The sequence below is a fragment of the Acidovorax benzenivorans genome (assembly GCF_028680575.1).
Classification (GTDB): Bacteria; Pseudomonadota; Gammaproteobacteria; order Burkholderiales; family Burkholderiaceae_C; genus Acidovorax; species Acidovorax benzenivorans.
Map to the genome: position 1 here is coordinate 246,042 of NZ_JAPCKI010000001.1, position 20,966 is coordinate 267,007.

At 66.2% G+C, this 20,966-nt stretch carries 23 protein-coding genes; 4 read left to right on the top strand and 19 right to left on the bottom strand.

Annotation, left to right across the window (positions count from 1 at the left end; all coding sequences use genetic code 11):
• The first annotated feature begins 116 nt into the window (after positions 1-116).
• Positions 117-1,046: a LysR family transcriptional regulator gene (locus OIN59_RS01155; RefSeq protein ID WP_274106274.1), complete on the top strand. Its 930-nt coding sequence runs from the start codon at positions 117-119 to the stop codon at positions 1,044-1,046.
• A 37-nt stretch (positions 1,047-1,083) separates the two neighbouring features.
• On the opposite strand, the gene OIN59_RS01160 is transcribed toward OIN59_RS01155, so the two are convergent.
• The 3 genes from OIN59_RS01160 to OIN59_RS01170 form a co-directional block, all read right to left on the bottom strand.
• A complete protein-coding gene (locus OIN59_RS01160; RefSeq protein WP_274106275.1) occupies positions 1,084-1,596 on the bottom strand; it encodes a DUF1993 domain-containing protein in 513 nt (170 codons plus the stop codon).
• Between the two features lie 101 nt (positions 1,597-1,697).
• Positions 1,698-1,937, bottom strand: coding sequence for a helix-hairpin-helix domain-containing protein (locus OIN59_RS01165; protein WP_274106276.1), 240 nt, complete (start codon positions 1,935-1,937; stop codon positions 1,698-1,700).
• 62 nt (positions 1,938-1,999) lie between these two features.
• Positions 2,000-3,280 carry an MFS transporter gene (locus OIN59_RS01170; protein WP_274106277.1) on the bottom strand — a complete coding sequence of 427 codons (1,281 nt, stop codon included), beginning with the start codon at positions 3,278-3,280 and terminating at the stop codon, positions 2,000-2,002.
• A 65-nt stretch (positions 3,281-3,345) separates the two neighbouring features.
• On the opposite strand from OIN59_RS01170, the gene OIN59_RS01175 reads away from it, so the two are divergent.
• Together OIN59_RS01175 and OIN59_RS01180 are read left to right on the top strand one after the other, a co-directional pair.
• Positions 3,346-4,314, top strand: coding sequence for an AraC family transcriptional regulator (locus OIN59_RS01175; protein WP_274106278.1), 969 nt, complete (start codon positions 3,346-3,348; stop codon positions 4,312-4,314).
• Between the two features lie 208 nt (positions 4,315-4,522).
• Positions 4,523-5,158, top strand: coding sequence for a flavin reductase family protein (locus OIN59_RS01180; protein WP_274106279.1), 636 nt, complete (start codon positions 4,523-4,525; stop codon positions 5,156-5,158).
• 13 nt (positions 5,159-5,171) lie between these two features.
• Here OIN59_RS01180 and OIN59_RS01185 read toward each other — a convergent pair whose 3' ends face one another.
• Positions 5,172-5,576, bottom strand: a complete 405-nt coding sequence (locus OIN59_RS01185; protein ID WP_274106280.1) for a tautomerase family protein — start codon at positions 5,574-5,576, stop codon at positions 5,172-5,174.
• Between the two features lie 167 nt (positions 5,577-5,743).
• Here OIN59_RS01185 and OIN59_RS01190 point away from each other — a divergent pair, with 167 nt between their 5' ends.
• Positions 5,744-6,676, top strand: a complete 933-nt coding sequence (locus tag OIN59_RS01190; RefSeq protein ID WP_274106281.1) for a LysR substrate-binding domain-containing protein — start codon at positions 5,744-5,746, stop codon at positions 6,674-6,676.
• A gap of 57 nt (positions 6,677-6,733) precedes the next feature.
• Here OIN59_RS01190 and OIN59_RS01195 read toward each other — a convergent pair whose 3' ends face one another.
• From OIN59_RS01195 to mnmG, 15 genes are all read right to left on the bottom strand, one after another.
• On the bottom strand, positions 6,734-7,189 hold the full coding sequence (locus OIN59_RS01195) for a GNAT family N-acetyltransferase (RefSeq protein WP_274106283.1): 456 nt from the start codon (positions 7,187-7,189) through the stop codon (positions 6,734-6,736).
• 198 nt (positions 7,190-7,387) lie between these two features.
• The gene (locus tag OIN59_RS01200) at positions 7,388-8,455 is read right to left on the bottom strand and encodes an alpha/beta hydrolase (protein ID WP_274106285.1); all 1,068 of its coding nucleotides are present in this window, start codon (positions 8,453-8,455) and stop codon (positions 7,388-7,390) included.
• A gap of 6 nt (positions 8,456-8,461) precedes the next feature.
• Positions 8,462-9,424, bottom strand: coding sequence for a hypothetical protein (locus OIN59_RS01205; RefSeq protein WP_274106287.1), 963 nt, complete (start codon positions 9,422-9,424; stop codon positions 8,462-8,464).
• A gap of 20 nt (positions 9,425-9,444) precedes the next feature.
• Positions 9,445-10,059 (bottom strand): penicillin-binding protein activator LpoB, encoded by a 615-nt coding sequence (lpoB, locus tag OIN59_RS01210; RefSeq protein WP_274106289.1) that lies wholly within the window; start codon positions 10,057-10,059, stop codon positions 9,445-9,447.
• A gap of 44 nt (positions 10,060-10,103) precedes the next feature.
• Positions 10,104-10,517 (bottom strand): YcfL family protein, encoded by a 414-nt coding sequence (locus OIN59_RS01215; protein ID WP_055395763.1) that lies wholly within the window; start codon positions 10,515-10,517, stop codon positions 10,104-10,106.
• Positions 10,518-10,552: 35 nt separating this feature from the next.
• Positions 10,553-12,082 (bottom strand): COG3014 family protein, encoded by a 1,530-nt coding sequence (locus OIN59_RS01220; protein ID WP_274106294.1) that lies wholly within the window; start codon positions 12,080-12,082, stop codon positions 10,553-10,555.
• Between the two features lie 333 nt (positions 12,083-12,415).
• Positions 12,416-13,156 (bottom strand): methyltransferase domain-containing protein, encoded by a 741-nt coding sequence (locus tag OIN59_RS01225; RefSeq protein ID WP_274106296.1) that lies wholly within the window; start codon positions 13,154-13,156, stop codon positions 12,416-12,418.
• A 9-nt stretch (positions 13,157-13,165) separates the two neighbouring features.
• The gene (locus OIN59_RS01230; RefSeq protein ID WP_274106298.1) at positions 13,166-14,509 is read right to left on the bottom strand and encodes a hypothetical protein; all 1,344 of its coding nucleotides are present in this window, start codon (positions 14,507-14,509) and stop codon (positions 13,166-13,168) included.
• Positions 14,510-14,746: 237 nt separating this feature from the next.
• Positions 14,747-15,664 carry a ParB/RepB/Spo0J family partition protein gene (locus OIN59_RS01235; RefSeq protein ID WP_274106300.1) on the bottom strand — a complete coding sequence of 306 codons (918 nt, stop codon included), beginning with the start codon at positions 15,662-15,664 and terminating at the stop codon, positions 14,747-14,749.
• A 39-nt stretch (positions 15,665-15,703) separates the two neighbouring features.
• Positions 15,704-16,000 carry a cupin domain-containing protein gene (locus OIN59_RS01240; RefSeq protein WP_274106302.1) on the bottom strand — a complete coding sequence of 99 codons (297 nt, stop codon included), beginning with the start codon at positions 15,998-16,000 and terminating at the stop codon, positions 15,704-15,706.
• Positions 16,001-16,049: 49 nt separating this feature from the next.
• Complete coding sequence (locus tag OIN59_RS01245) at positions 16,050-16,592, bottom strand: RBBP9/YdeN family alpha/beta hydrolase (protein WP_274106304.1); 543 nt, start codon at positions 16,590-16,592, stop codon at positions 16,050-16,052.
• 34 nt (positions 16,593-16,626) lie between these two features.
• Entirely contained in the window at positions 16,627-17,439 is an 813-nt protein-coding gene (locus OIN59_RS01250; RefSeq protein ID WP_274106306.1) for a ParA family protein, read from the bottom strand.
• Between the two features lie 24 nt (positions 17,440-17,463).
• Positions 17,464-18,078, bottom strand: coding sequence for a LysE family transporter (locus OIN59_RS01255; RefSeq protein WP_274106308.1), 615 nt, complete (start codon positions 18,076-18,078; stop codon positions 17,464-17,466).
• Positions 18,079-18,186: 108 nt separating this feature from the next.
• Positions 18,187-18,864, bottom strand: coding sequence for a 16S rRNA (guanine(527)-N(7))-methyltransferase RsmG (rsmG, locus tag OIN59_RS01260; RefSeq protein ID WP_274106310.1), 678 nt, complete (start codon positions 18,862-18,864; stop codon positions 18,187-18,189).
• Positions 18,864-20,861: a tRNA uridine-5-carboxymethylaminomethyl(34) synthesis enzyme MnmG gene (gene mnmG, locus OIN59_RS01265; protein ID WP_274106312.1), complete on the bottom strand. Its 1,998-nt coding sequence runs from the start codon at positions 20,859-20,861 to the stop codon at positions 18,864-18,866. Before mnmG ends, rsmG begins: the two co-directional genes overlap by 1 nt.
• Between the last annotated feature and the right edge of the window lie 105 nt (positions 20,862-20,966).

The following is a 20,966-nucleotide window of genomic DNA, read 5'->3' on the forward strand; positions in this document are numbered from 1 at the left end:
TATAGAAAGCTCCCGCGCATCGTAGAAACGGGGTTTCGATACGTCAAATAGGACCATCGACCATCTCCGATACGATTTGCATATGAAGCCAATCCCTGCGCCATCGCACCGCTGACATGGACATCCGCCAGCTCCGTTACTTTCTCGCGGTCGCAGAGGCCGGGCACATGACCCGGGCCGCCGAGCAACTGGGCATGGCCCAGCCACCGCTGAGCCAGCAGATCAAGGCGCTCGAAAACACGGTAGGCATGACTTTGTTCAAACGCCATGCCAAGGGCGTGACGCTGACCGAAGCGGGCCGCGCGCTGCAAGCCGATGCCACACGACTGGTGCACGACTTCGATGCCTTGCACAGCCGCATGCGGTTGCTGGCCGAGGGCAAGACTGGGCGGCTGGCCATTGCGTTCACGAGTTCGGCCGCGGCCCACGAGTTCACACCGTTTGCACTGCGAGCGTGCCGCGCCCGCCACCCGGGCCTGATGCTGGAGATTGGCGAGAACAATGCCGCCGAGATCACCGAGGCCGTGGCCGATGGCCGCCTGCACTGTGGCTTGCTGCGGGTGCCGGTGGCACAGCCTGCGGGCCTGGTGTTCGACACGCTGCAGCACGAGCCCGCCATGGTGGCGCTGCCCATCGACCATCCGCTGGCACAGCGCCAGCGGCGCGGAAAGCCACTGCCCATTCGGATCACTGACCTGGAGGGTGAGCCCTTGATCCTCGTGCGCCGTCCGGGCGCGCCGGGTTTGTACGCCAACCTGCTGGCGCTGTGTGCCGAACACGGCGTGCGCCCCCGCGTGGTGGCAGAGGTGGCACGCATGCTCACCAACCTCAACCTTGTGGCCGCTGGCAACGGGCTTTCGGTGGTGCCATCCTCCATGCTGGGGGTGCACCCTCACGCGATTGCCTATCGGCCCCTGGTGGACAGCGGGCGGCTGGACGTACCGCTCACGCTGGTCTACCGCGCAGACGACAACGTGGGTGCCACGGCCACATTCACCGCTCTGCTCCACACGCTCGCCAAAGAGCGCGGGGACGGCGGCGGCTAGTGGCCCTGCAGCGCCGCAGCTGCGACGAATCGGGTGCTCAGTATTGCCCCATGTAGTCGCGTTTGCCCAGTTCCACACCGTTGTGGCGCGCAATGGCGTAGGTCGCGTTCACGTGGAAGAAGAACTGGGGCAGGCCGTAGTGCAGCAGGTAGTGTTCGCCCACAAACTGCTTTTCGCGCGGTGTGCCTGGCTGGATGGTGATCTGGCGCGTGGCGGCATCAGCAAACGCAGCCTGCGGCAGGCCCTCGATGAACGCCAGCACCGTGCTGATGCGTTCGTTCAGGTCGGCAAAACCGGGGCGCTCAGCGTCGGGGAAGGATGGCACCTCCACCCCGGCCAGGCGCGCGGCCACGCCCTTGGCAAAGTCGCAGGCAATCAGCACCTGGCGCGCCAGGGGGAACATGTCGGGGAACAGCCGCGCCTGCAGCAGCGCGTCCGGCTCGATCTTGCGGGCCGTGGCATGGGCCTCGGTCTTGGCGAGCACGTCTTTCAGGGAGCCCAGCATTTGGCGGAAGACGGGAATGCTGGCGTTGTAGATGGGGTGGGTCATGGGGTGTCCTGGAAATGGTGTGAGGCAGCAGCAGGGGCCCCTTGTTGCCCCATCGCCGGGCCGCATTGCAACACACCCCACCCAGGCTTGCAGCTGAAAGGTCAAGCAGGCCGCGACTGGGCCAGTGCAATGGCCGCCTGAATCGCTGCGCGGGCCTGGGGGCTGTTCTTCCAGCAGGTGGAGCCCACCATGGCCGAGGCCGTGGAAACAATGTCCAGGGCATTGGCCTTGCCCAGATGCGCCAGCGATTCATAGCCCATCTGCTCAAGCCGGGCGACGACGGTTGGCCCCACGCCCTTCACATTGAGCAGGGCACGGCGTTCTTCGATAGGAAATGGCATGGTCCGAGTATGCAGGGGACAGGCCAACCCGGCGGGCGTGCCCGTCAAACGTCCAGCGTCCTTCAGGCCGCCGTCGCCAAGGGCCTGGCAGCCCGTGCCGCAACCCCCACCCCCACGAGCGCCGCCGACACCACGCTCAAGCCCAGGGTCAAGGCCGAGCCGTAGAAGATGCCCGCCGTCATGCCGTGGTCCAGCATGGCGCCGAACACCGGGGCCGCCAGGCAAAAGCCCAGGTCCAGCCCCGAATACACCGTGCCATACACCCGGCCCGTGGCGCCGGGGGGGGCGGCACGCTTGATCAGCATGTCACGCGATGGGCCAGCCAGGCCCGTGCCCAACCCAGCCACCGAGGCCACCACCAGCGCCGCCATGCCTGGCAGCAGCCCGGACGCCACCACCACCAGCAGCGCGGCCGAGCCGAGCAGGCACACCGAAATGATCTTCTCCAGCCGCTGCACACGCCCCACCAGAAAACCGCCCACCAGCATGCCCGCCGCGCCGCACAGCATGTAGCCCGTGACCACCATGGCCGTCACGCTGAGCGGCAGGCCGTACATGGACTGCAACGCCGGGCTGGCAAAGCTCTGGATGGCGCTGAGCGCGCAGGTGCTCCAGAAGAAGAACGAGAAGCACAGCCACACCGACGGCAGCTTGAGGAAGGCCATGGGGTGCTCGGGCTTCGCCGCCGCGGCGCCGCCCTTGACCTGATGCGCCCAGGCGCCTTGGCGGTCGTCAATAGCGTCACGGTTCCACACCATGATGGCCAGCACCGCGAGGGCCAGCACCGCACCACACAGACAGGCCGTGCGCCACGAGCCCGTGGCCGTGGCAATGCCCGCCATGAACACCGGCGCCGTGGCCCAGCCCAGGTTGCCGCTGATGCCATGCACCGAAAAGCCGTGCCCCAGGCGCTGTGGCGACACGCGTTTGTTCAAGATGGTGAAGTCCACTGGGTGGAACGGCGCGTTGCCCAGCCCGGCCAGTGCCGCTGCCAGCAGCAGGCCCGTGTAGCCCTGCGCGGTGCCCGCCGCCAAGCCTGCGGCCGCAAAACTAGACAGCGCAAAAAACATCACCGGCCGCGCGCCCACACGGTCCACCAGAAAGCCCGACAGCGCCTGGCCCACACCCGAGATCACGAAGAACACCGACACCAGCAGGCCCAGCTCGGAATAGCTGAAGCCGAACTCACCGATCAGCCACGGAAACAGCGGCGGCAGCAGCATGTGAAAGAAGTGCGAGCTGCCGTGGGCCAGGCCGATGAGGCCGATGGTGCGAGCGTCCTGCCGCAGGGGGACGGGGTTGGCAGTGGTGGCGGCGCTGGCGCCGGAGGTGGAAGCAGTCATGGGCTTGATCTTAGGCAGCATGCCCTCGGCAGGTTTACGATAGACGGCCAATTTCTATCGCAAACATGCCAAACCCGCCCGCCAGGCCCTCCACGCCTGCCTCACACCCCTCGCCCCCCGAACCGGCGGCGGAACAACACTTTGCCGCCGAGGTGGTGCCGCGCCCCAAGCCCGGAAGGTCGCGCGAGCTGTCGTACGTGGACTCGCTCACGCCCGAGCTGTTTGTGCCCACCACCGCCCGCCCGGTGCGCGCCAAGCTGCGCTGGCTGGCCGCCGACACGCAGGTGATGCCCCACAGCCACCCCTGGGCGCAGGTGGCGATCTCGACCACGGGCGTGATCCGGCTCACGGTGAACCACGGCACCTACATCGTGCCGCCCTCGCGCGCGCTGTGGATTCCGCCCGGCGTGGAGCATGCCGTGACCATGGTGGAAGACGCCGACCTGCGCACGCTGTACTTTCACCAGCCCCGGGGGCGCTGCGGCCCCGGCGTGCCGCGCGATCAGGAAGACGCCTGGCGCCAGTGCCGCGTGCTGGAGGTGTCCGACCTGCTGCGCGCCCTGGTGCGCGAAATGCCCACCGCGCCCGATGGCGGCCAGGCCCCCACGACCGCAGACCTGCGGCGTGAGCAGCACCTGAGCGCCCTGGTGCGCGACGAACTGGCCCGCGCCGCCGCCGTGAAGCTGGGCGTGGACCTGCCGCAGGACAAGCGCCTGCGCCACCTGTGCGAAGCCGTGCTGGCCGACCCCACGCGCCACGAAACCCTGACCGACTGGGCGCAGGACACCGGCGCCAGCCCCCGCACCGTGGCCCGCCTGTTCCGCTCCGAACTGGGCAGCACCTTCACCCAGTGGCGCCAACAGGTGATCCTGGCCAAGGCCGTGTCGCTGGCCGCCGGGCGCATGCCCATGGGCCAGATCGCCGCCGAACTGGGCTACAGCCCGAGCGCGTTCAGCGCCATGGTGCGTAAGTCGGTGGGGCAGCCGCCGGGGCGGTTTCTGGGGCAGCAGCAACCGGCGCAGGGCATTGCCTGAATTGCCGTGGGATGTCGATGCCCTGCGCGCCGCACCGGGCCATTGCACTGAGCCCGTTTCGGTAGAGATTTGAACGAAATTGGGCCCTGACGCTTGATGGTATTGCGCAAACAGCTATAAAAATAGTAGCAATCTGATGCCCAAGTGCCTGCAATGCCCTCGCAGTGCCGCTAAGGTGGCGGCACATCTCCCCGCGCCGCATACACCCATGACCACCACCCCACCCCCTCGCACCCTCCACAGCTACGAGCCCCGCCAGGGCCACGGCCTGCCGCACGACCCGTTCAACGCCATCGTGGGGCCGCGCCCCATCGGCTGGATTGCCACACAAAGCGCCGCGGGCGCGACCAACCTGGCGCCCTACAGTTTCTTCAACGCCTTCAACTACGTGCCGCCCATCGTGGGCTTTGCCAGCATTGGCTACAAGGACACGGTGCGCAACGTGCAGGAGACCGGCGAGTTTGTGTGGAACCTGGCCACGCGCGACCTAGCCGAGGTGATGAACCAGAGCTGCGCCGCCGTGCCACCCGAAGTGAGCGAGTTCGACCTGACCGGCCTCACGCCCCTGCCCTCCACCCGCGTGCGCCCGCCGCGCGTGGCCGAAAGCCCGGTCACCTTTGAATGCCGCAGCACGCAAATCCTGCAGCTGCAGGGCGTGGATGGCGCCAAGGTGGACACCTGGCTGGTGCTGGGCGAGGTGGTGGCCGTGCACATCGACCAGGCGCTGCTCAAAAACGGCGTGTACGACACGGCGAACGCAGGCCACATCCTGCGCGGCGGGGGCCCGGCCGATTACTTCACCGTGGGGCCGGAGCAGCTGTTCAAGATGTACCGGCCCCGGTAGCCCGTGCCGCTGCTCAGCCTGCAGCGGTGTTCTGCACCAGATCCATCGCAAACCGACCGTGGCCCACGGACCAGTCGGAATAGTCGTTCTCGTGCATGAAGATGAACACGTCGGCAGGAGCCACGTCCGCCGTGGCCTGCAGGTTGCGCGCGATGGCGGCGTAGAGGGCGCGCTTCATCGCATCGCTGCGTCCGCGCCGCAGCGTGATCTCGACCACCACCACGCGGTCGGAGCGCGCCACGCCGTTGAAAGTGCGGCTGCAGGCAAATTCGCCAGGGGCGTAGCCCGCCACCATGTTGAACAGCTCGTCCGGCGGCATACCAATGGCGTCCACCAGCGCTTGGTGGATGCCTTGCACGATGGCATCGCGCGTGGCGGCGGGGGTGTCCTGCGGAACGTTGGTGCGGATAAATGGCATGGGTTCGTCCTATGTTCTCTTGAATCAAATAGAAAAATTGAAATGAACAGCGGCTGGCTTTCAAGTGATTCAAGCCTTATCGCCCATCAATCAACCGATTGTTGCTATCAACTTGGTCTCTGAAAAGCGATGATTTGGCTGTTTTTATGTGCTCTAAAATCACATAAATGAGTCACCGCTTGCCCCCACTGAGTGCCCTGCGTGCGTTCGAGGCTGCCGCCCGGCTGGGCCGCATGACGGCGGCGGCGGACGAGTTGTCGGTCACGCCCGGCGCCATCAGTCGGCAAGTGCGCCAACTGGAGCAGCACCTGGGTGTTGCCCTGTTTGACGGCAGCAAGGCGCGCCCCACCCTCACCCCGGCAGCGCACGTGCTGCAGCCGGTGCTGACCAACGCCTTTGCCCACATCGCCGATGCCGTGCGCGAGGTCAGCGACCCCAGCCGGGGGCCGCTGGACGTGGCCTGCTTCAGCACCTTCACCGTGAAGTGGCTGATCCCCCGGCTGTTCGACTTCCAGGCGCAGCACCCGGGCATCGAAGTGCGCCTGCGCACCACCGACGCCGACACCGGTGCGGGCCGCATGCACGGCGACCTGGCCATCACCGCCGAAGAGGCGACCGGAGCGCGGGATGCGAACAAGGAACGGCTGTTCCCCGAGCACCTCGGCCCGGTGCTGAGCCCCGAACTGGCGCAGCGGCTGGCGCTGCACCAGCCCGCCGATCTGGCCGCCCCGGCCCTCGCGCCCCTGCGCCTGCACACCCGCACGCGGCGCAACGCCTGGACCATGTGGGGGGCTGCGACGGGTACTACCGTGCCCCTGCCCCCGCCTTCACAGACGGGGCCCGAGTTTGAGCACTACTACTTCACGCTGGAGGCCGCCGTGCGCGGGCTGGGCATTGCCGTGTCCCCCTGGCATTTGGTGATGGACGACGTACAGGCGGGCCGGCTGGTGGCACCGCTGGGTTTTGTGGCCTCTGGGTATGACTACGTGGTGCGCCGCCGCACCAGCGGTCCGCTGCCCCGGCTGGATGTGTTTTGCGACTGGCTGCTGGCGCAGGCTGCAGCGACACCGGCACCACCTGGTTGGCAGCAGTTGGACTGATGCCAGGTTGGCCGCTGCGTTCGCCATGGCGCTGTATAGCTTGATGGCGACCCGAGGTTATGCCATCAAGGACTTGCTCATGTAGACGGTGACGCCACCCATGAAAGGTTCCTCGCGATCCACCACGAACCCTTGTCGGAGGTACAGACCGACATTCGACTCAAACAGCTTGTTGGTGAAAAGCCGAACCCCTTTGAGTCGCAGCCCCAACGCCGTGTTCTGCGCGTGATCCAACAGAATACGGGCACAGCCACAGCCCTGAAAAGATGGTGCGACTGCAACGTTTTCAATGAGCAACCATTCTGGCTCCGGGATCATCTCAATCAGCGCTGCAAGGCTGCCCTCCATCTCCAGCAGATCAATCAAGTGCTCTCTGACGGCCAATTCGTAATTGGCCTTCATGGGAAGCGGCTCGCGCCCGATCACCGGAATCCACTTCGCATAGGCGGCGTGAGTCAGCGATCTCACGGCCACCGCGTCCTTCTCTGCCGCTCGCCTGAATTGGAAGTTCATAGTGCAAAGTCTATGGCAGTCAACGAGCAGCCCACGGTCGATAACACTTGCGTGCGCACCCCGGCAAGTCGATCGCGCGTTTGCTGAGCGCCCACCATACGGTTTGTGCAAGCTCTGGCCGAACGGTAGCGGGATTCATCACGGAACCGGATGAGGCGCGACGACAGGCGTCGGGAACCGAGCCTTACCGTACGGACATCACGGCGACCGCAACAGCGGCCCGCACAGGCCAGAGGCGGGCGCTCGTGCCCACTGCTCGGTCCAGGCCCACAGCTGCTGCACGCCATCCACACCGGGGCGCTGCAGGCCGTGGTCGGCACCGTCGATGCGCCGTGCGCAATAGGGCACGGTGCGCAAGGAGGCCAGCTCTGCAAAACGCTCGTAGGCAGCAAGGGGCACCAGCGCATCGTCGGCGCCCCACACCTGCATCAGCGGCCAGGGGCTTCGCAGCAGCGGCAGGGTCAACGGCCAGTTGCGCAGGTCACGCCAGTAGCCCAGGCTGCGCCCCTGCACCACCACAGTGTCGGGCGGAGCCCCCGCCACGATCTGCGACAACGCGGCCCAGTCGGCCTCCGCGCCCAGGCGGTGGGCCTGCAGCGCGCCTGCCTCCTGCGGGTCGATCCCGCTGGAGCCGATGAGCACCAGGCCCGCCAGGTGCGGCACCTCGGGGGCCAGGGCGGGCAGCAGCTCCGCACCTTCGGAGATCCCCACAAGCAACTGCGGCACCGCCGGTTGCCCCTGGTGCTGCTGGGCATCGGCGCGCAGCGCGGCGCGTGCGTGTGCGAGCCAGGTGGAGTGGCGGTCTTGCAGCACAAACCGGTGGGGGCAGTCGGCAGGCTTCGTCTGTGACTGGGGGGCCACCCCTGGCTTGTGCAGCACCAGCACCTGGGCGTGCAGCAGGCCCGCAAAATAGCGGCCCGCAATCGGTCCCATGCCCGCGCAGCCCGAGCCGGGGATAACGATCACGCGGTAGCGCAGCGGTGCGGTGCGTTCGCCACGCTGCAGGGCCTGGAGGGTGGCGCCGCCAACGCCGGGCAAGGTCTGCAGTACAAAACCTGCTGTGTCCTGCACCGTGGCGGGCGCCTCTGGGTCTGCCGATACGAAAGGGATGGCCTCACCCGCGACCGGTTGCGCGGCCGAGCACCCGGCCAACACAAAGGCCAAGATGCCAGACGCAAAAAAGGCCAGCAGAACGCTGGCCTTGGAGAGGGGCCGCATCGCGCAAGCGATGGCCCGCAAGGGCTGGTGGTGCACAGCGATGCGCACTGCGGCTTACTTGAGGATCAGCACCTGCTCGGGCTGCTGCGGCTGCGGCACAGGCATGGGCTGGCCGCCCTGCTGGTACACCACGGGTGGACGCACGCCGCGCGCCAGGTTGGCGTCGGTGTAGCCCAGCTGCACGGCGAGCTGCTGGTACACGTCCTGTGCCAGCGACAGCGAGGTTTCACGCATCACCTTGGCCCGGTTGGGGGGCGCAATATCGCCACGGATCGACAGGATCTTGGTGTCGTTGCCCTCGCCCTGGGCGGAGAACGCGGCCTTGATCTCGTAGGTCTTGGTGTTGATGAGCGAGAAGTCGGTCAGCAGCTGCAGGCCATACTGGCGCGTGGCACTGGTGGTGCCTTGCAGGGGCGAGAGCGCATCGGTGAACTCGATGCTGGACACCACGCCAAACAGCACGTAGTCGGCGCCGTTGAACTCACCCTTCTTGATGCGGGTGATCACGTCGTTGACCTGGGGCTGCGCCTGGGGCGTGGCCATCTTGCCGCCCTGCACCTGGTTGAGCACCTGCTCGGCCTTGGAGGGCTGGGGCTTGCCCGCATCAAAGCCCTTGCCCTGCACCAAGCGGAAGTACGTGCCCTGCAGGATGGCGCCCTTGATGTCGTTGGTGTAGCCACCCAGCTCGCGCTGCTCGATGTAGCTGTAACGACCCGCCACGTAGGTGCCGCTAGCCTGCTCTGACGCCTGCATGGACTGCTGGCCCGAGTACGAGCCCCCGCCGCCATACATACCGTGGCTGTGGCTACCGCCCTGGCTGCCCTGCGCGCTCATCTGGCTGCTGCGCTGGTAGGTACCGGCCAGGAAGTATTCGGACACGCGCTGGGCGTAGGCCAGGTCGGTCACGGCGATCTTGGGCGCCGCGCCGGGCTGCTGCGCCTGGGCGCCCGTGCCCCAGGCCATGGTGGTGGCGGCGATCACGGCCAGGGCCGTGTGGAGGGTGATTCTGCGTTGCATGGTGTGCTCCTTGGAAAAGATCAGCGCTTGCTGGTCTTCCGGATTTCCTTTTCGTCCTGCCACTCGATCGTGCCTTCCTGCACATCAAACAGCTTGAGCGTGAACTTGTAGTACACGTCCTTGGTCGCATTGTTCTGCTTGACGATGCTGGTCAGCTCGCCTTCCATGCTGTACTTGGCGGCCGTCATCTGGCCGACCTTGGCGGTGGTGCCTTGCTTGTACAGACCGCTCTGGTTCTGGCGCTGCAGCTCATCCACCCCGGCCTGCATCTCATTGATGGAGCGCACGAAACGCACCTTGCCCGACTTGACCAGCGAGGTCTGGATCGAGTTCATCACGTTGGTGGTGTCGATGTACTCGCTGGTCTTGTTTTTCACGGTGGAGATCGTCACCGTGGGGCGGCCCTGGAAGATGCCGGTTTCGAGCAAGCCGCCGGTCATCTTCTCGGCAATCATCTGCAGGTCGGTGGAGCCGAACTCGTTGGTCACCAGCTCGACCGCCTTGGCGTCGCCGTAGTTGACCTGGCGGTCAAAACGCACGGTGGGCGAAGACAGGTTCTGGCAGGCCGACAGAGCCAGGGTGCTGGCTGCGAAGGCCAGGATGAGCGCGCTGCGCTGGATGGTGTGCTTGGTCATAGTTTTCAACTCCTCACTCAACAATTTCGAGGGGGCGGCGCCGTTCAGCGCGGCTCCACGTTCATTTCCAGGCGCAGATCGACAGCGGCACTGGTGGGCGCGACGCTCTTGACGGTCTGCTGGCCCAGGCCGAGCACGCTCATCTGCTTCCAGGACTCGCCATCGCCCACCTGGTTGCCCACGTTGTCCAGCCACTTGAAGCGGTAGAACACGGTACGGTCGGTGCGGCCCATGTTGGCCATGTCGGCCTGCACCACCAGGATGTCGTTCTTGCGCACGATGCGCATCTCGCGCACGGCGATGCTGTTGGCTTCGCCACGCAGCGCCACCTTGGAGGCCACGGCCAGCGGGGTGGCGGGGTCGTGCAGCTGGGCGCGGGCAGCGGTGGCCAGGGTCATCGCGAGGACCGCGCACGCAACGGCGGGTGCGGCGGCGGCAAGGGCAAAACGGGTTCTCATGCCAGAGGCTCCTTGAAAATGGGACATGTTCGGTTTCAGTTCTTGGCGGCAGGCGTGGCCGAGGTGGACTTGACCGCCGACTTGGGCACCGAGCGCGTGCGGGTGGTGGTGGTCGTCGTCGTCGTGCGCACGGTGGTGGCAGGCTCTGCGGCGGGCTGCGGTGCCGCCGCCACGGTGGGCAGCTGGCCCAGCATGGCCACATCGCCGATCAGCACGCTGTTGTCATACATGCGCAGAGGCACCAGGGCGTACTGGCCGTCGATCTTGATCGGCTGGGGCAACTGGCGGCCATTGATGGTGACGGTGTGCTCGCCAGGGGGCAGGTAGCCACGGGCCACATACACGCGGCCCGGCAGCATGCGCCACAAGCGGTCGTCCGCCTGCTCGGTGGCCACCGAGGCGGCAGCACCAATCAGGCCGCCAATCAGGCCGCCACGCTTTTGCAGCTCGTTTTGCAGCACGCCCTTGGCCACGGCGCGGGTGAAGCCACGCAGCACCATGCCGGGCATTTCGTCCTTGAGCGCACGGCGGGCCATCACGTTCACATCCACCACGTTTTCCAACTTGAGGTCGGTGCCAGCCGCCGAGACCACCGTCAGGGGGGCGTCCTTGGAGGGATCGATCACCGGGTAGGAGATGCTGGCGGTGACCAGACCACGGCCGGTGGGCACAGGGATGGTGAAAGCCTTGGGCTTGCGTGCGGGGGCGTCACCCGCTTCGACGATAAAGAGCACGTCGGTCATGCGCTGGCGGCGCTTCCAGGTGAAGCCGGTGCGGTTGTCCAGGCCGCGCAGGCCTTCTTCCAGCACCGGGGTATCAGGCTTGAGCTCGATGGCCTTGCGGTAGCCGGGTGCAGCCAGGCCAGGCTCATTGAGCATTTCGTACAGAAAGCCGGCCAGGTAGTGGCTCAGGGCGTTGGAGTAGCCGTTCTTGAGGGCCAGCACCTCGGGGTCGTTGAGCGTCTCGACGGGGTAGCCGTTGAGTTCCTTGCCGCCGGACGTGGCGCCCTTGGACTTGGCTTCTTCTTCAGCCGCCAGGGTTTCCTTGGCGCGGAACTCGGCAATGATGGCTTCGCGCTCATGCGTGCGCTTGATGTCCACGCGGGCGTTTTCAAAATCACCCACAGCCATGCGGTTGAGCGCCAGGCGCGTGGTCAGCCACACCTTTTCATAGTCCTGGCCTTCATAGGTCTTGAGGCGTTCGCTGATGAGCGCAGCACCCACGGTGCCCATAAGCTTGGAAGGGTTGGTCTTGGCGGTTTCCTCCCATTCCTTGACCTTGTTGTCGGCCAACAGGAAGGCATTGGTGCTGTCGGGGTAGCGGCGGTCCATGCGCAGCAATTCGCCGCGTTCCATGTTGTAGAGCAGCGCCGTTTTTTCTTCTTCGGTCTTGGCCGTGCTCTCCAGGCTGGCCAGCGCGGCAGGGATGCCGCCACTGCGCCCAGCAGTTTGCATGTCGGTGGCCAGCTTGTCGTGGCTCTGCATGGTGGCGCAGCCGGTGAGGGCTGCGCTCAGCGCCAGGGCCCACAGCAGGCGCGGACGGAAACGGGTTGGGTGGGCGGTCATGGATGCTCCTTGCAGATCGGTCAATTGCTCACCAGAAACACCCCGCGCTCCCCGCGCGCAGCCGCGCAGCGGCCACCCTGAGGGTGGCGCGCTACAGATACGGCGTGCGTGGTGGAAATCCGGTCAAGGCGGGTGCTGGCAGCCCGTGCGCCCCCTCCCGGTGCGCATACGTGCTGTGTGCGGCCCCCTCTGGCTGTGAGTTTCTTGGTTGTTGTGTATGGGGTTGTAGCCAGCCGCGCAATGTAGCAAAAGCTTGTATCTTTTCTGTAACCGTGTGGGGCCCGCGACACGGACGGATACATGGACCCGCGCACTGAATGCATGGTGTGCATGTCATTTCTCCTGCTGCTGCGGCATGCGGTACAGCCACACAACCCTCCCACCGGGGGGTCGTAGCTGGGCGCTGGGCAGCCAGCCGGGCACCGCAAACTCCAGGCTCACCAGCCAGGCGCCGGGGGCCAGTTCGGCCTGGGCCTTGGCGGCCGCGCGGGCCATGCTCTCGGGCCGCTGGAACAGGTACACCATCTGGTAGGCGCTCCAGTCGGCCTTCCACATATCGGCGCGCCGCACCTGGGCCCAGGGGCAGCGCGAGGCGCACAGCAGGCGCAGCGGCCAGCTCCATTCCAGCCCGTTGAGCTGGGCTGCGGGGTAGGCAAGGCGCAGGGCCTTGAGGCCATCGCCCAGGCCACACCCGGCGTCCAGCACCCGTGCGCCCAGGGGCAAAGGCGCCTGCACCGCCAGGGCCTGCAGCGCATGGCGCGGTGTGGGAAACAGCGGCGCATCGCGCCACGCATTGAGCGGATAGACCAGCAACAGCAATACCAAGGGCACCAGCCACGCCCAGGTGGGCAAGCTGGCCGCACCGAGCAGTGCCAGCGACAGCGGAAAGCCCGCCGCAATCAGCCCGCGCCGCCACCAGCTGTCGCCCAGCACACTGGCCGCCGTACCCAGCAGGCAGGCGACCAGCAAGGCGGCCACAGGCGAGACCGCGCGCTGCAGCGCCACGAAGATCAGCCACGCGCACGCCCACGCAACCAGCGCGGGCAGGGGCCAGGGCATACGCAGGGCCAGCATGGGGGGTTCTCAACGGCCCAAAATGCCGCGCAGCAGATTGACGGGGTTGACTACGTTGCCTGCGTCCGTGCCACCGTCGCCAGCAGGCGGCTGGCCTGCGGGCGCACCGCCCATGCCGCTGGAATAAGCGCCTGTGCCGCCCGATGGTGCGCCGGGTGCCGCGCCCATGCTGCCACGGCGCCCTTGCATCTCCTCGCCCAACATGGCCATGGTGTGCGACTTGACGCGCACGCGCACGGCCCATTCGGGCTCCCACGCGGCCTTGGGGTCAGCTGGACGGGGCGGGTACACGATGTGGCTTTCGCCGCCGTAGGCCATCATGCGCAACATGGGCGTGGCATCGCGCCCACCGCCCGCAAAGATGCCCTGTGGAATGGCGCACTGCGTGGTCTCGGGCTGCAGCAGCACACGCTCCTTGAGCCAGCGGTCGATGGTGGCGGGCGACAGGTAGTCGAACAGGCCCATGCCCGTGTCGGGCGTCTCGGCGCTGGACCACATGATGAGGTCGTCCCCGCTTTGCGACATGGCATGCAGGTAGTAGGCGCGCGCATTGCGCACGGGCTGCCAGCTGGTGCCCATGCTGTCCTGCGGCTTGCCGGTGGTGCGCAGGTCGATGGCAGGCATGAGGTCTTGTGCCGCACCCAGCGTGAACTTCATGGACGCGGGCACGCCGTCGCCGCGCACCTGGTGTTCGCCCACCAGCGAGGCGTCACGCGACAGGCTCACCTGGTTGCGTTCGTTGGGGTACAGCGCGTAGGCCGGGCCCACGCGCGGCCCCCGGTCGGGCACGGCGCGGCCTGCAAAGGCCTGGGCATAGTCCGTGGACTTGGCGCGCGCCAGGTCGATCACGCGGGGCTGGCCCGCACGCACCGAGGCGCCACAACCCCAGTACAGCAGGATGCGGCCCTTGGGCTGGTGCTGCTGGTATTCCTGGGGCACCTCGCCCGGCTCAGTCTGGGTGGGCTGGGCACGGGGCGGGATCAGCGGAAGGGATTCACCCATGCGCATGCCAGGCGGTATGGCCTGGCTGGCTTCGACGCCAGGGCGCAGGCTGTTGTGCAAGGCGATGTCGATGACACGCGGAGGCATGATGGACATGGCACGGGCGTTGCCGTACGACGTATTGCCACTGCCCGCCCTGCCCTGCGCGCCGCCGCCCATGAGACCGCCGAGCATGCCGCCGCCACCGGGCAGGCTGTCCATCTCGGGCATACCCGCCATGGTGCCGGTGGAAACATCCATCCACAGCTGGACTTTTGGGGCTTTGGTGGTTTGGGCCTGGGCGCCCAGGCTGGCGATGCTCAGGCCAACGGCCAGGCAGGCGGGGGTCAGGACGAAGCGCAAAGAGGTCATGAGGGTCTGCTCCAGGAGATACATGGATCACCCGGCAAACCATCGTGGGCCACAAAGCGGCATCGTCGCCGCCCTGTGAAAAGGCCTTGCGGTCAACCCGGGTGTGTTGAACGCAGCGCAGTGTAGGCCCCGCAACGACGCATTTTGCCCGCGCAAGTTACTTGTGGAAACCGTTTGTGTGCGCTATTTCACGCAGTCTTGCGCGGCGACAGAACCGCACCCCGGACCAACGACCGGTCAGCCCCGTAGGCGATCGATCAAGCCGTTGAGCGCCTCCAGCGAACCAAACTGAATCGCCAGCTCGCCCATGTCCTCCACCCGGCCATGGCGTTTGACGCGTTTTTTGACGCGCACCTCGACCTCGGCCATGAGCAGGTCCGACAGTTCTTCTTCCACGCGCTTCAAGTCGCGCGACTTTTCCTTCTGGGGCTTTTGTGGCACCAGGCTGAACTCAGCGCCGATCTTCTTGACCAGCGCCTCGGCCTCGCGCACCGACAGCTTCTTGGCCGCGATCTGGTTGCCCGCCGTGATCTGCGCGGCGCGGTCCAGCGACAGCAGCGCGCGTGCGTGGCCCATGTCGATGTCGCCCGCCATCAGCATGGTCTGCACCGGCTCGGCCAGGTTCAACAGGCGCAGCAGGTTGCTGGCGGCGCTGCGCGAGCGGCCCACGGCCTGCGCGGCCAGCTCGTGCGTCAGGCCAAACTCCTTGACCAGGCGCTGCAGGCCATGGGCTTCTTCCAGCGGGTTGAGGTCTTCGCGCTGGATGTTTTCGATGAGCGCCATGGCGGCCGCCGACTCGTCGGGCACGTCGCGCACCAGCACCGGCACCTCGGCCAGGCCCGCCAGGCGCGAGGCCCGAAAGCGCCGCTCGCCCGCGATGATTTCGTACTTGCCCGCGTGCTCACCGCCCGTGAGGCGCCGCACCAGGATGGGCTGCATGATGCCCTGGGCCTTGATGCTTTCGGCCAGCTCGTACAGCGCGCCTTCGTCCATGCGCGTGCGGGGCTGGTACACGCCGGGCACCAGTTCGGACAGCGGCAGGCTGCTGGGCAGCCCGGCTTCGGCCGCCTGGGCCTGCTCCACTTTTTCTTCGACCTTGGGGCCCAGCAGGGCTTCGAGGCCTCGGCCGAGGCCCTTGGGTTTTTTGGTGACCATGAAATGCGTCTCGCGAAAGGGAAAAAGGAATGGGAAGAATCAGCGGTCGATGATGACCAGCGTGCCATGGCTGCCAGGCGCTACGGCGTGGGGGACACCTGCGGGCACGATGAACGCCTCGCCCGCCTGCACCTCGGTGACTTGTCCTTGCAGGTCCAGGCGCATGCAGCCGTCCAGCACCAGCAGCGCTTCGTCAAAGTCGTGCGATTCGTCGGGGTAGGCGGCGTCGTCCATGCGCAGCACCTTGACGTTGGCGCCCGCCGCCTGACCCACCACCGTGGAGTTCCAGGCGCGGGGCAGTTGGTCGGCGATGCTGGACAGCTTGATTTTTGACATGGGTCGGATCACTCAAGAGAAAGGGAGTGGGCGGCAATGGCCTAGCGGTTCACGCCGGTGGTGCCAGCCGCATCAACCAGCCATGCCCCTCGTCCCAATCGCCCAGGCCCGACTCGGCATTGATGTGGCCGCGCTCGCCGTAGTCGACAAAACGCGCACCCCAGGCCTGCGCCAGACCTTCGGCGCGCTCCAGGCTGCAATACGGATCGTTGCGGCTGCCCACCAGCACGGCAGGGAACGGCAGCAGCTGGCGCGCAATGGGTGCCCAGCCGTGGATCTGCGCGGCCAGGTCGGGGCGCTCCACATCGCCCGGCGCTACCAGCAGCGCCCCCACCACGCGGTGCGCGTTGGCCGAGTGCGCGGCCCACCAGGCGGTGAGGACACAGCCCAGGCTGTGGGCCACCAGCACCACGGGGCCGTCGGCATCGACCACGGTTTCCTCCAGCCGCGCGGACCAGTCGCCGCGCAGCGGGCGCATCCAGTCGTGCTGCTCCACGCGGTGGTAGCCGTGGCGGGCCTCCCACAGGCTTTGCCAGTGGCCGGGGCCGGAGTTCTGCCAGCCGGGTAGCAGCAGGGTGTTGGAAGCATTCATCACTATCAATTTAATAGCTATCAGCGCTTATATATCAAGCGCCAGGGGTCATTTTGGCCATGGAAGATGCTGCCGCAGGCATGGTTTGCACGCGCTCGACCATCTCCTGCGCAAACTCCACAAACGCCTGGCTGCCCTTGGCGGCCGGGTCGAACACCACACCGGGCAACCCGTAGCTGGGCGCCTCGGCCAAGCGCACGTTGCGCGGGATCACGCTGTTGAACACCTTGTCGCCGAAGTGGCCCTTGAGCTGGTCGCTCACCTGCTGCTGCAGGGTGATGCGCGGGTCGAACATCACACGCAGCAGACCGATGATCTGCAGGTCGGTATTGAGGTTGGCATGCACCTGCTTGATGGTGTTGACCAAGTCGGTCAGGCCTTCGAGCGCGAAGTATTCGCACTGCATGGGAACGATCACCCCGTGCGCGCTGCACAGGCCGTTGAGCGTGAGCATGGACAGCGACGGCGGGCAGTCGATGAGCACGAAGTCGTAGTCGCCATCGGCCTCGGCCAGCGCGGCCTTCAGGCGCTTTTCGCGGTGCTCCAGCGCCACCAGCTCCACCTCGGCGCCCGCCAGTTCGCGGTTGGCGCCCAACACCCAGTAGCCACACTTTTCAGACAACACGGCAGCCTCTTTGACCGAGGCGGACTCGAGCAGCACGTCGTACACCGTGAGGTCGAGGCTGCGCTTGTCCACACCCGAGCCCATGGTGGCATTGCCCTGCGGGTCCAGGTCCACCATCAGCACGCGCTGACCGATCTTGGCCAGCCCGGCGGCGAGGTTGACGGTGGTGGTGGTCTTGCCAACGCCACCCTTCTGGTTGGCAACGCAAAAGATCTTGGCCATGTGGGTGCTGCAGTTCGTGTAGTTTTATTTAGAGATGGCGAGCTTGATGCCAAAGCCGATCAGGAAGACGCCTGCGGTCTTTTCCAGCACGCGGCCGATGCGCGGGTTGGCGCGCATGCGCTCGGCCAGGTGGTGCGTGAGCAGCACGGCGGTCAGGCCATAGAGAAACGTCAATGCCGCCACGGTGGCCGCCATCACACCAAAGGTCAACAGGCCCTGGTGGCGCGCAGGATCGACAAACAGCGGAAAGAACGCCATGTAGAACACGATGGCCTTGGGGTTGAGCAAGGTGATGAGCCCCGCCTGCTTGAAGTAGTGGCGCGGCTGGATGTTGAGGATGGGTTGTGCCCCTGGCTTGGCAGTGAGCATCTTGAAGCCCAGCCACGCCAGGTAGGCCGCGCCCAGCCACTGCACCGCATGGAAGGCCGTGGGGTAGGTAGCCAGCAACGCCGCCACACCGGCCACTGCTGCCCACATCAACACCTGGTCACCCGCAATCACGCCCATGGTGGCCGCCATGCCGCCGCGAATGCCGCCCTTGCTGGTGGATGTGATGAGTGCCAGATTGCCGGGGCCTGGAATGAGCAGGAACAACACGATGGCGGCAACAAAGGCGCCGTAGTCTGCGATGCCGAACATGAACTCTCCCGGTGTGCTGGATGGGTGCAATGAGGGACGCACCCGAAGTGAGGAGCCGAGTTTACGCGAGCCCCCCGCCCCGCCCGCTGAAAAGTCGGTGCCCAGGGGTCAGGCGGGCTTCATCCAAATGATGCAGCGCTCGGCGTCGAGGCTGGGCACGGCAAGCTGTTCCACGTGAAACACCGAGACATCGGCAGGCAAGGCCGCGATTTCTTCCTCGGGGTGTTTGCCCTTCATCGCCAACCAGACCCCGTGCGGGACCACCAGCGCAGCGCGCGACCAGGTCACAAAGTCTGGCAGCGAGGCAAACGCACGGCAGCTGATGATGTCGAACGGGGTAGCCAACGTCTCGACCCGCGCATGCACGCCATGCAGGTTGCGCAGCTTCAGCGCCACCGCCGCCTGCTGGATGAAGGCCGCCTTCTTGCCCACCGTATCCACACAGCTCACATCCACCTCCGGGCAGCAGATGGCGAACACCACGCCGGGCAAGCCGCCGCCCGATCCGACATCGAGCAGCTTCACCGCTGCCACTCCACGCTCCTGCAGCAAGCCCGCCACGTGCCGACGCAGCGGCGCCACGGCGGCCAGACTGTCCAGCAAGTGGTGCGACATCATCTCCTGCGGGTCGCGCACGGCGGTCAGGTTGTAGACCTTGTTCCACTTTTGCAGCAGCGCCAGAAAGTCCATCAATTGGGTGATCTGTGCGTCGCTCAAGCCCAAGGCCAGGGCGTCCGCACCAGCCTGCAGCTGTTGGCGCAAGGTATCGTTGTTCACTGCCGCCATCACGCTGCCACTTCGCCTTCTGCCTTGGCAGGCAAAACCGGTGCCACGGCAAACTCCCTGAACCCACCCTTTTTCAAATGCACCATCAGCAGCGAGATCGATGCGGGTGTGATGCCCGTGATGCGCGAGGCATGGCCCAGAGTTTCGGGCCGGTGGCGGCTGAGCACCTGGCGTGCCTCGATGCTCAAGGCCGTGACCTGCATGTAGTCCAGGTCGGGTGGCAAGCGCAGTTTTTCAAAATGTGCGGCGCGTTCCACCTCGTCCTTCTGACGGTCGATGTAGCCCGAATACTTGGCCGCAATCTCCACCTGCTCCACCACAGGCTCGCTCAAGGGCCCCAGCGTTTCACGTGAAACATCATTGGACGCGTATTTACCGTCATCCATGGACATCAGGTTGGCGTAGCTCACATCCGGGCGGCGCAGCAACTCGAACAGGTTGTATTCGTGCTCGATGCTCTTGCCCAACACCCGCTCGGACTCCGCCGCAGGCAGGCTGCGCGGATTCACCCAGGTAGCTTTCAGGCGTTCTGTTTCACGTGAAACCGCATCGCGTTTGCGGCTGAAGGCGTCCCAGCGCGCATCGTCCACCAACCCCATGCGGCGCCCTGCTTCGGTCAGGCGCATGTCGGCATTGTCCTCGCGCAGCTGCAGGCGGAACTCCGCCCGGCTGGTGAACATGCGGTAGGGCTCGGTCACGCCCTTGGTGATCAGGTCGTCCACCAGCACGCCCAGGTAGGCCTCGTCGCGGCCCGGCAGCCACGCGGCTTCGCCACGGCATTGCAGCGCAGCGTTGATACCCGCGAACAGGCCCTGGGCCGCTGCCTCTTCATAGCCCGTGGTTCCGTTGATCTGCCCAGCAAAGAACAGGCCCTGGATCTGCCGCGTCTCAAAGCTGCTCTTGAGCGAGCGGGGGTCAAAGTAGTCGTATTCAATGGCGTAGCCGGGGCGCAGGATGTGCGCGTTCTCCAGCCCAGGCATGCTGCGCACCAGGTCGTACTGGATGTCGAACGGCAGGCTGGTGCTGATGCCATTGGGGTAGAACTCGTGCGTGGTCAGCCCTTCGGGTTCCAGAAAGATCTGGTGGCTGTCCTTGTCCGCAAAGCGGTTGATCTTGTCTTCCACACTCGGGCAGTAGCGCGGCCCCACGCCTTCGATCTTGCCGGTGAACATGGGGCTGCGGTCAAATCCGCTGCGGATGATCTCGTGCGTGCGCTCGTTGGTGTGGGTGATCCAGCAGGGCATTTGTTTCGGGTGCATGGCCGCCCCTCCGTACGCATGCGCCATGAAGCTGAACACCGGCACCGTGCCCTCGTTCACACCACCGGGCATGCCGTCGCCGGGCTGCTCGGTGCACTTGGAGAAGTCGATACTCCGCCCGTCCAGCCGGGGTGGCGTGCCGGTTTTCAGGCGTCCCTGGGGCAGCTTCAGCTCCTTCAGGCGCGCCGATAACGACACGGCGGGCGGGTCCCCTGCCCGGCCTGCGGCGTAGTTGTTCAGCCCCACATGGATCTTGCCATCCAGGAAGGTCCCGGCCGTCAGCACCACCGTACGGCTGCGAAAGCGGATGCCAACCTGCGTGACGGCGCCCACCACACGGTCCCCCTCCACCATCAGGTCGTCCACCGCCTGCTGGAACAGCCACAGGTTGGGCTGGTTCTCCAGCATGCGGCGGATGGCGGCCTTGTACAAAATGCGGTCGGCCTGCGCCCGCGTAGCGCGCACCGCAGGGCCTTTGGAGCTGTTGAGAATGCGGAACTGGATACCGCCCTCGTCCGTGGCCAGCGCCATGGCACCACCCAGTGCATCCACCTCTTTCACCAGGTGGCCCTTGCCAATGCCGCCGATGCTGGGGTTGCAGCTCATCTGCCCCAGCGTCTCGATGTTGTGGGTCAGCAGCAGCGTTTTGCTGCCCATGCGCGCAGCGGCCAGCGCGGCCTCGGTGCCTGCATGGCCACCGCCGACAACGATCACATCAAATTCCTGGGGGTACAACATGGGGTGCTCCGGGGCCGCGCGGGCCCGACATTCAAAACCGTCCGCCACCCTGCGATGGCCAGAGGATGGCCAGCCGCACGGGAGCGGGCTGCACCACCACCGGTC

Bases quoted from the DNA above. Each gene is read 5' to 3' on its own strand.
- OIN59_RS01155 (WP_274106274.1), top strand. From the start codon at position 117: ATGGACATCCGCCAGCTCCGTTACTTTCTCGCGGTCGCAGAGGCCGGG.
- OIN59_RS01160 (WP_274106275.1), bottom strand. From the start codon at position 1,596: ATGACCCACCCCATCTACAACGCCAGCATTCCCGTCTTCCGCCAAATG.
- OIN59_RS01165 (WP_274106276.1), bottom strand. From the start codon at position 1,937: ATGCCATTTCCTATCGAAGAACGCCGTGCCCTGCTCAATGTGAAGGGC.
- OIN59_RS01170 (WP_274106277.1), bottom strand. From the start codon at position 3,280: ATGACTGCTTCCACCTCCGGCGCCAGCGCCGCCACCACTGCCAACCCC.
- OIN59_RS01175 (WP_274106278.1), top strand. From the start codon at position 3,346: ATGCCAAACCCGCCCGCCAGGCCCTCCACGCCTGCCTCACACCCCTCG.
- OIN59_RS01180 (WP_274106279.1), top strand. From the start codon at position 4,523: ATGACCACCACCCCACCCCCTCGCACCCTCCACAGCTACGAGCCCCGC.
- OIN59_RS01185 (WP_274106280.1), bottom strand. From the start codon at position 5,576: ATGCCATTTATCCGCACCAACGTTCCGCAGGACACCCCCGCCGCCACG.
- OIN59_RS01190 (WP_274106281.1), top strand. From the start codon at position 5,744: ATGAGTCACCGCTTGCCCCCACTGAGTGCCCTGCGTGCGTTCGAGGCT.
- OIN59_RS01195 (WP_274106283.1), bottom strand. From the start codon at position 7,189: ATGAACTTCCAATTCAGGCGAGCGGCAGAGAAGGACGCGGTGGCCGTG.
- OIN59_RS01205 (WP_274106287.1), bottom strand. From the start codon at position 9,424: ATGCAACGCAGAATCACCCTCCACACGGCCCTGGCCGTGATCGCCGCC.
- lpoB (WP_274106289.1), bottom strand. From the start codon at position 10,059: ATGACCAAGCACACCATCCAGCGCAGCGCGCTCATCCTGGCCTTCGCA.
- OIN59_RS01215 (WP_055395763.1), bottom strand. From the start codon at position 10,517: ATGAGAACCCGTTTTGCCCTTGCCGCCGCCGCACCCGCCGTTGCGTGC.
- OIN59_RS01220 (WP_274106294.1), bottom strand. From the start codon at position 12,082: ATGACCGCCCACCCAACCCGTTTCCGTCCGCGCCTGCTGTGGGCCCTG.
- OIN59_RS01225 (WP_274106296.1), bottom strand. From the start codon at position 13,156: ATGCTGGCCCTGCGTATGCCCTGGCCCCTGCCCGCGCTGGTTGCGTGG.
- OIN59_RS01230 (WP_274106298.1), bottom strand. From the start codon at position 14,509: ATGACCTCTTTGCGCTTCGTCCTGACCCCCGCCTGCCTGGCCGTTGGC.
- OIN59_RS01235 (WP_274106300.1), bottom strand. From the start codon at position 15,664: ATGGTCACCAAAAAACCCAAGGGCCTCGGCCGAGGCCTCGAAGCCCTG.
- OIN59_RS01240 (WP_274106302.1), bottom strand. From the start codon at position 16,000: ATGTCAAAAATCAAGCTGTCCAGCATCGCCGACCAACTGCCCCGCGCC.
- OIN59_RS01245 (WP_274106304.1), bottom strand. From the start codon at position 16,592: ATGAATGCTTCCAACACCCTGCTGCTACCCGGCTGGCAGAACTCCGGC.
- OIN59_RS01250 (WP_274106306.1), bottom strand. From the start codon at position 17,439: ATGGCCAAGATCTTTTGCGTTGCCAACCAGAAGGGTGGCGTTGGCAAG.
- OIN59_RS01255 (WP_274106308.1), bottom strand. From the start codon at position 18,078: ATGTTCGGCATCGCAGACTACGGCGCCTTTGTTGCCGCCATCGTGTTG.
- rsmG (WP_274106310.1), bottom strand. From the start codon at position 18,864: ATGGCGGCAGTGAACAACGATACCTTGCGCCAACAGCTGCAGGCTGGT.
- mnmG (WP_274106312.1), bottom strand. From the start codon at position 20,861: ATGTTGTACCCCCAGGAATTTGATGTGATCGTTGTCGGCGGTGGCCAT.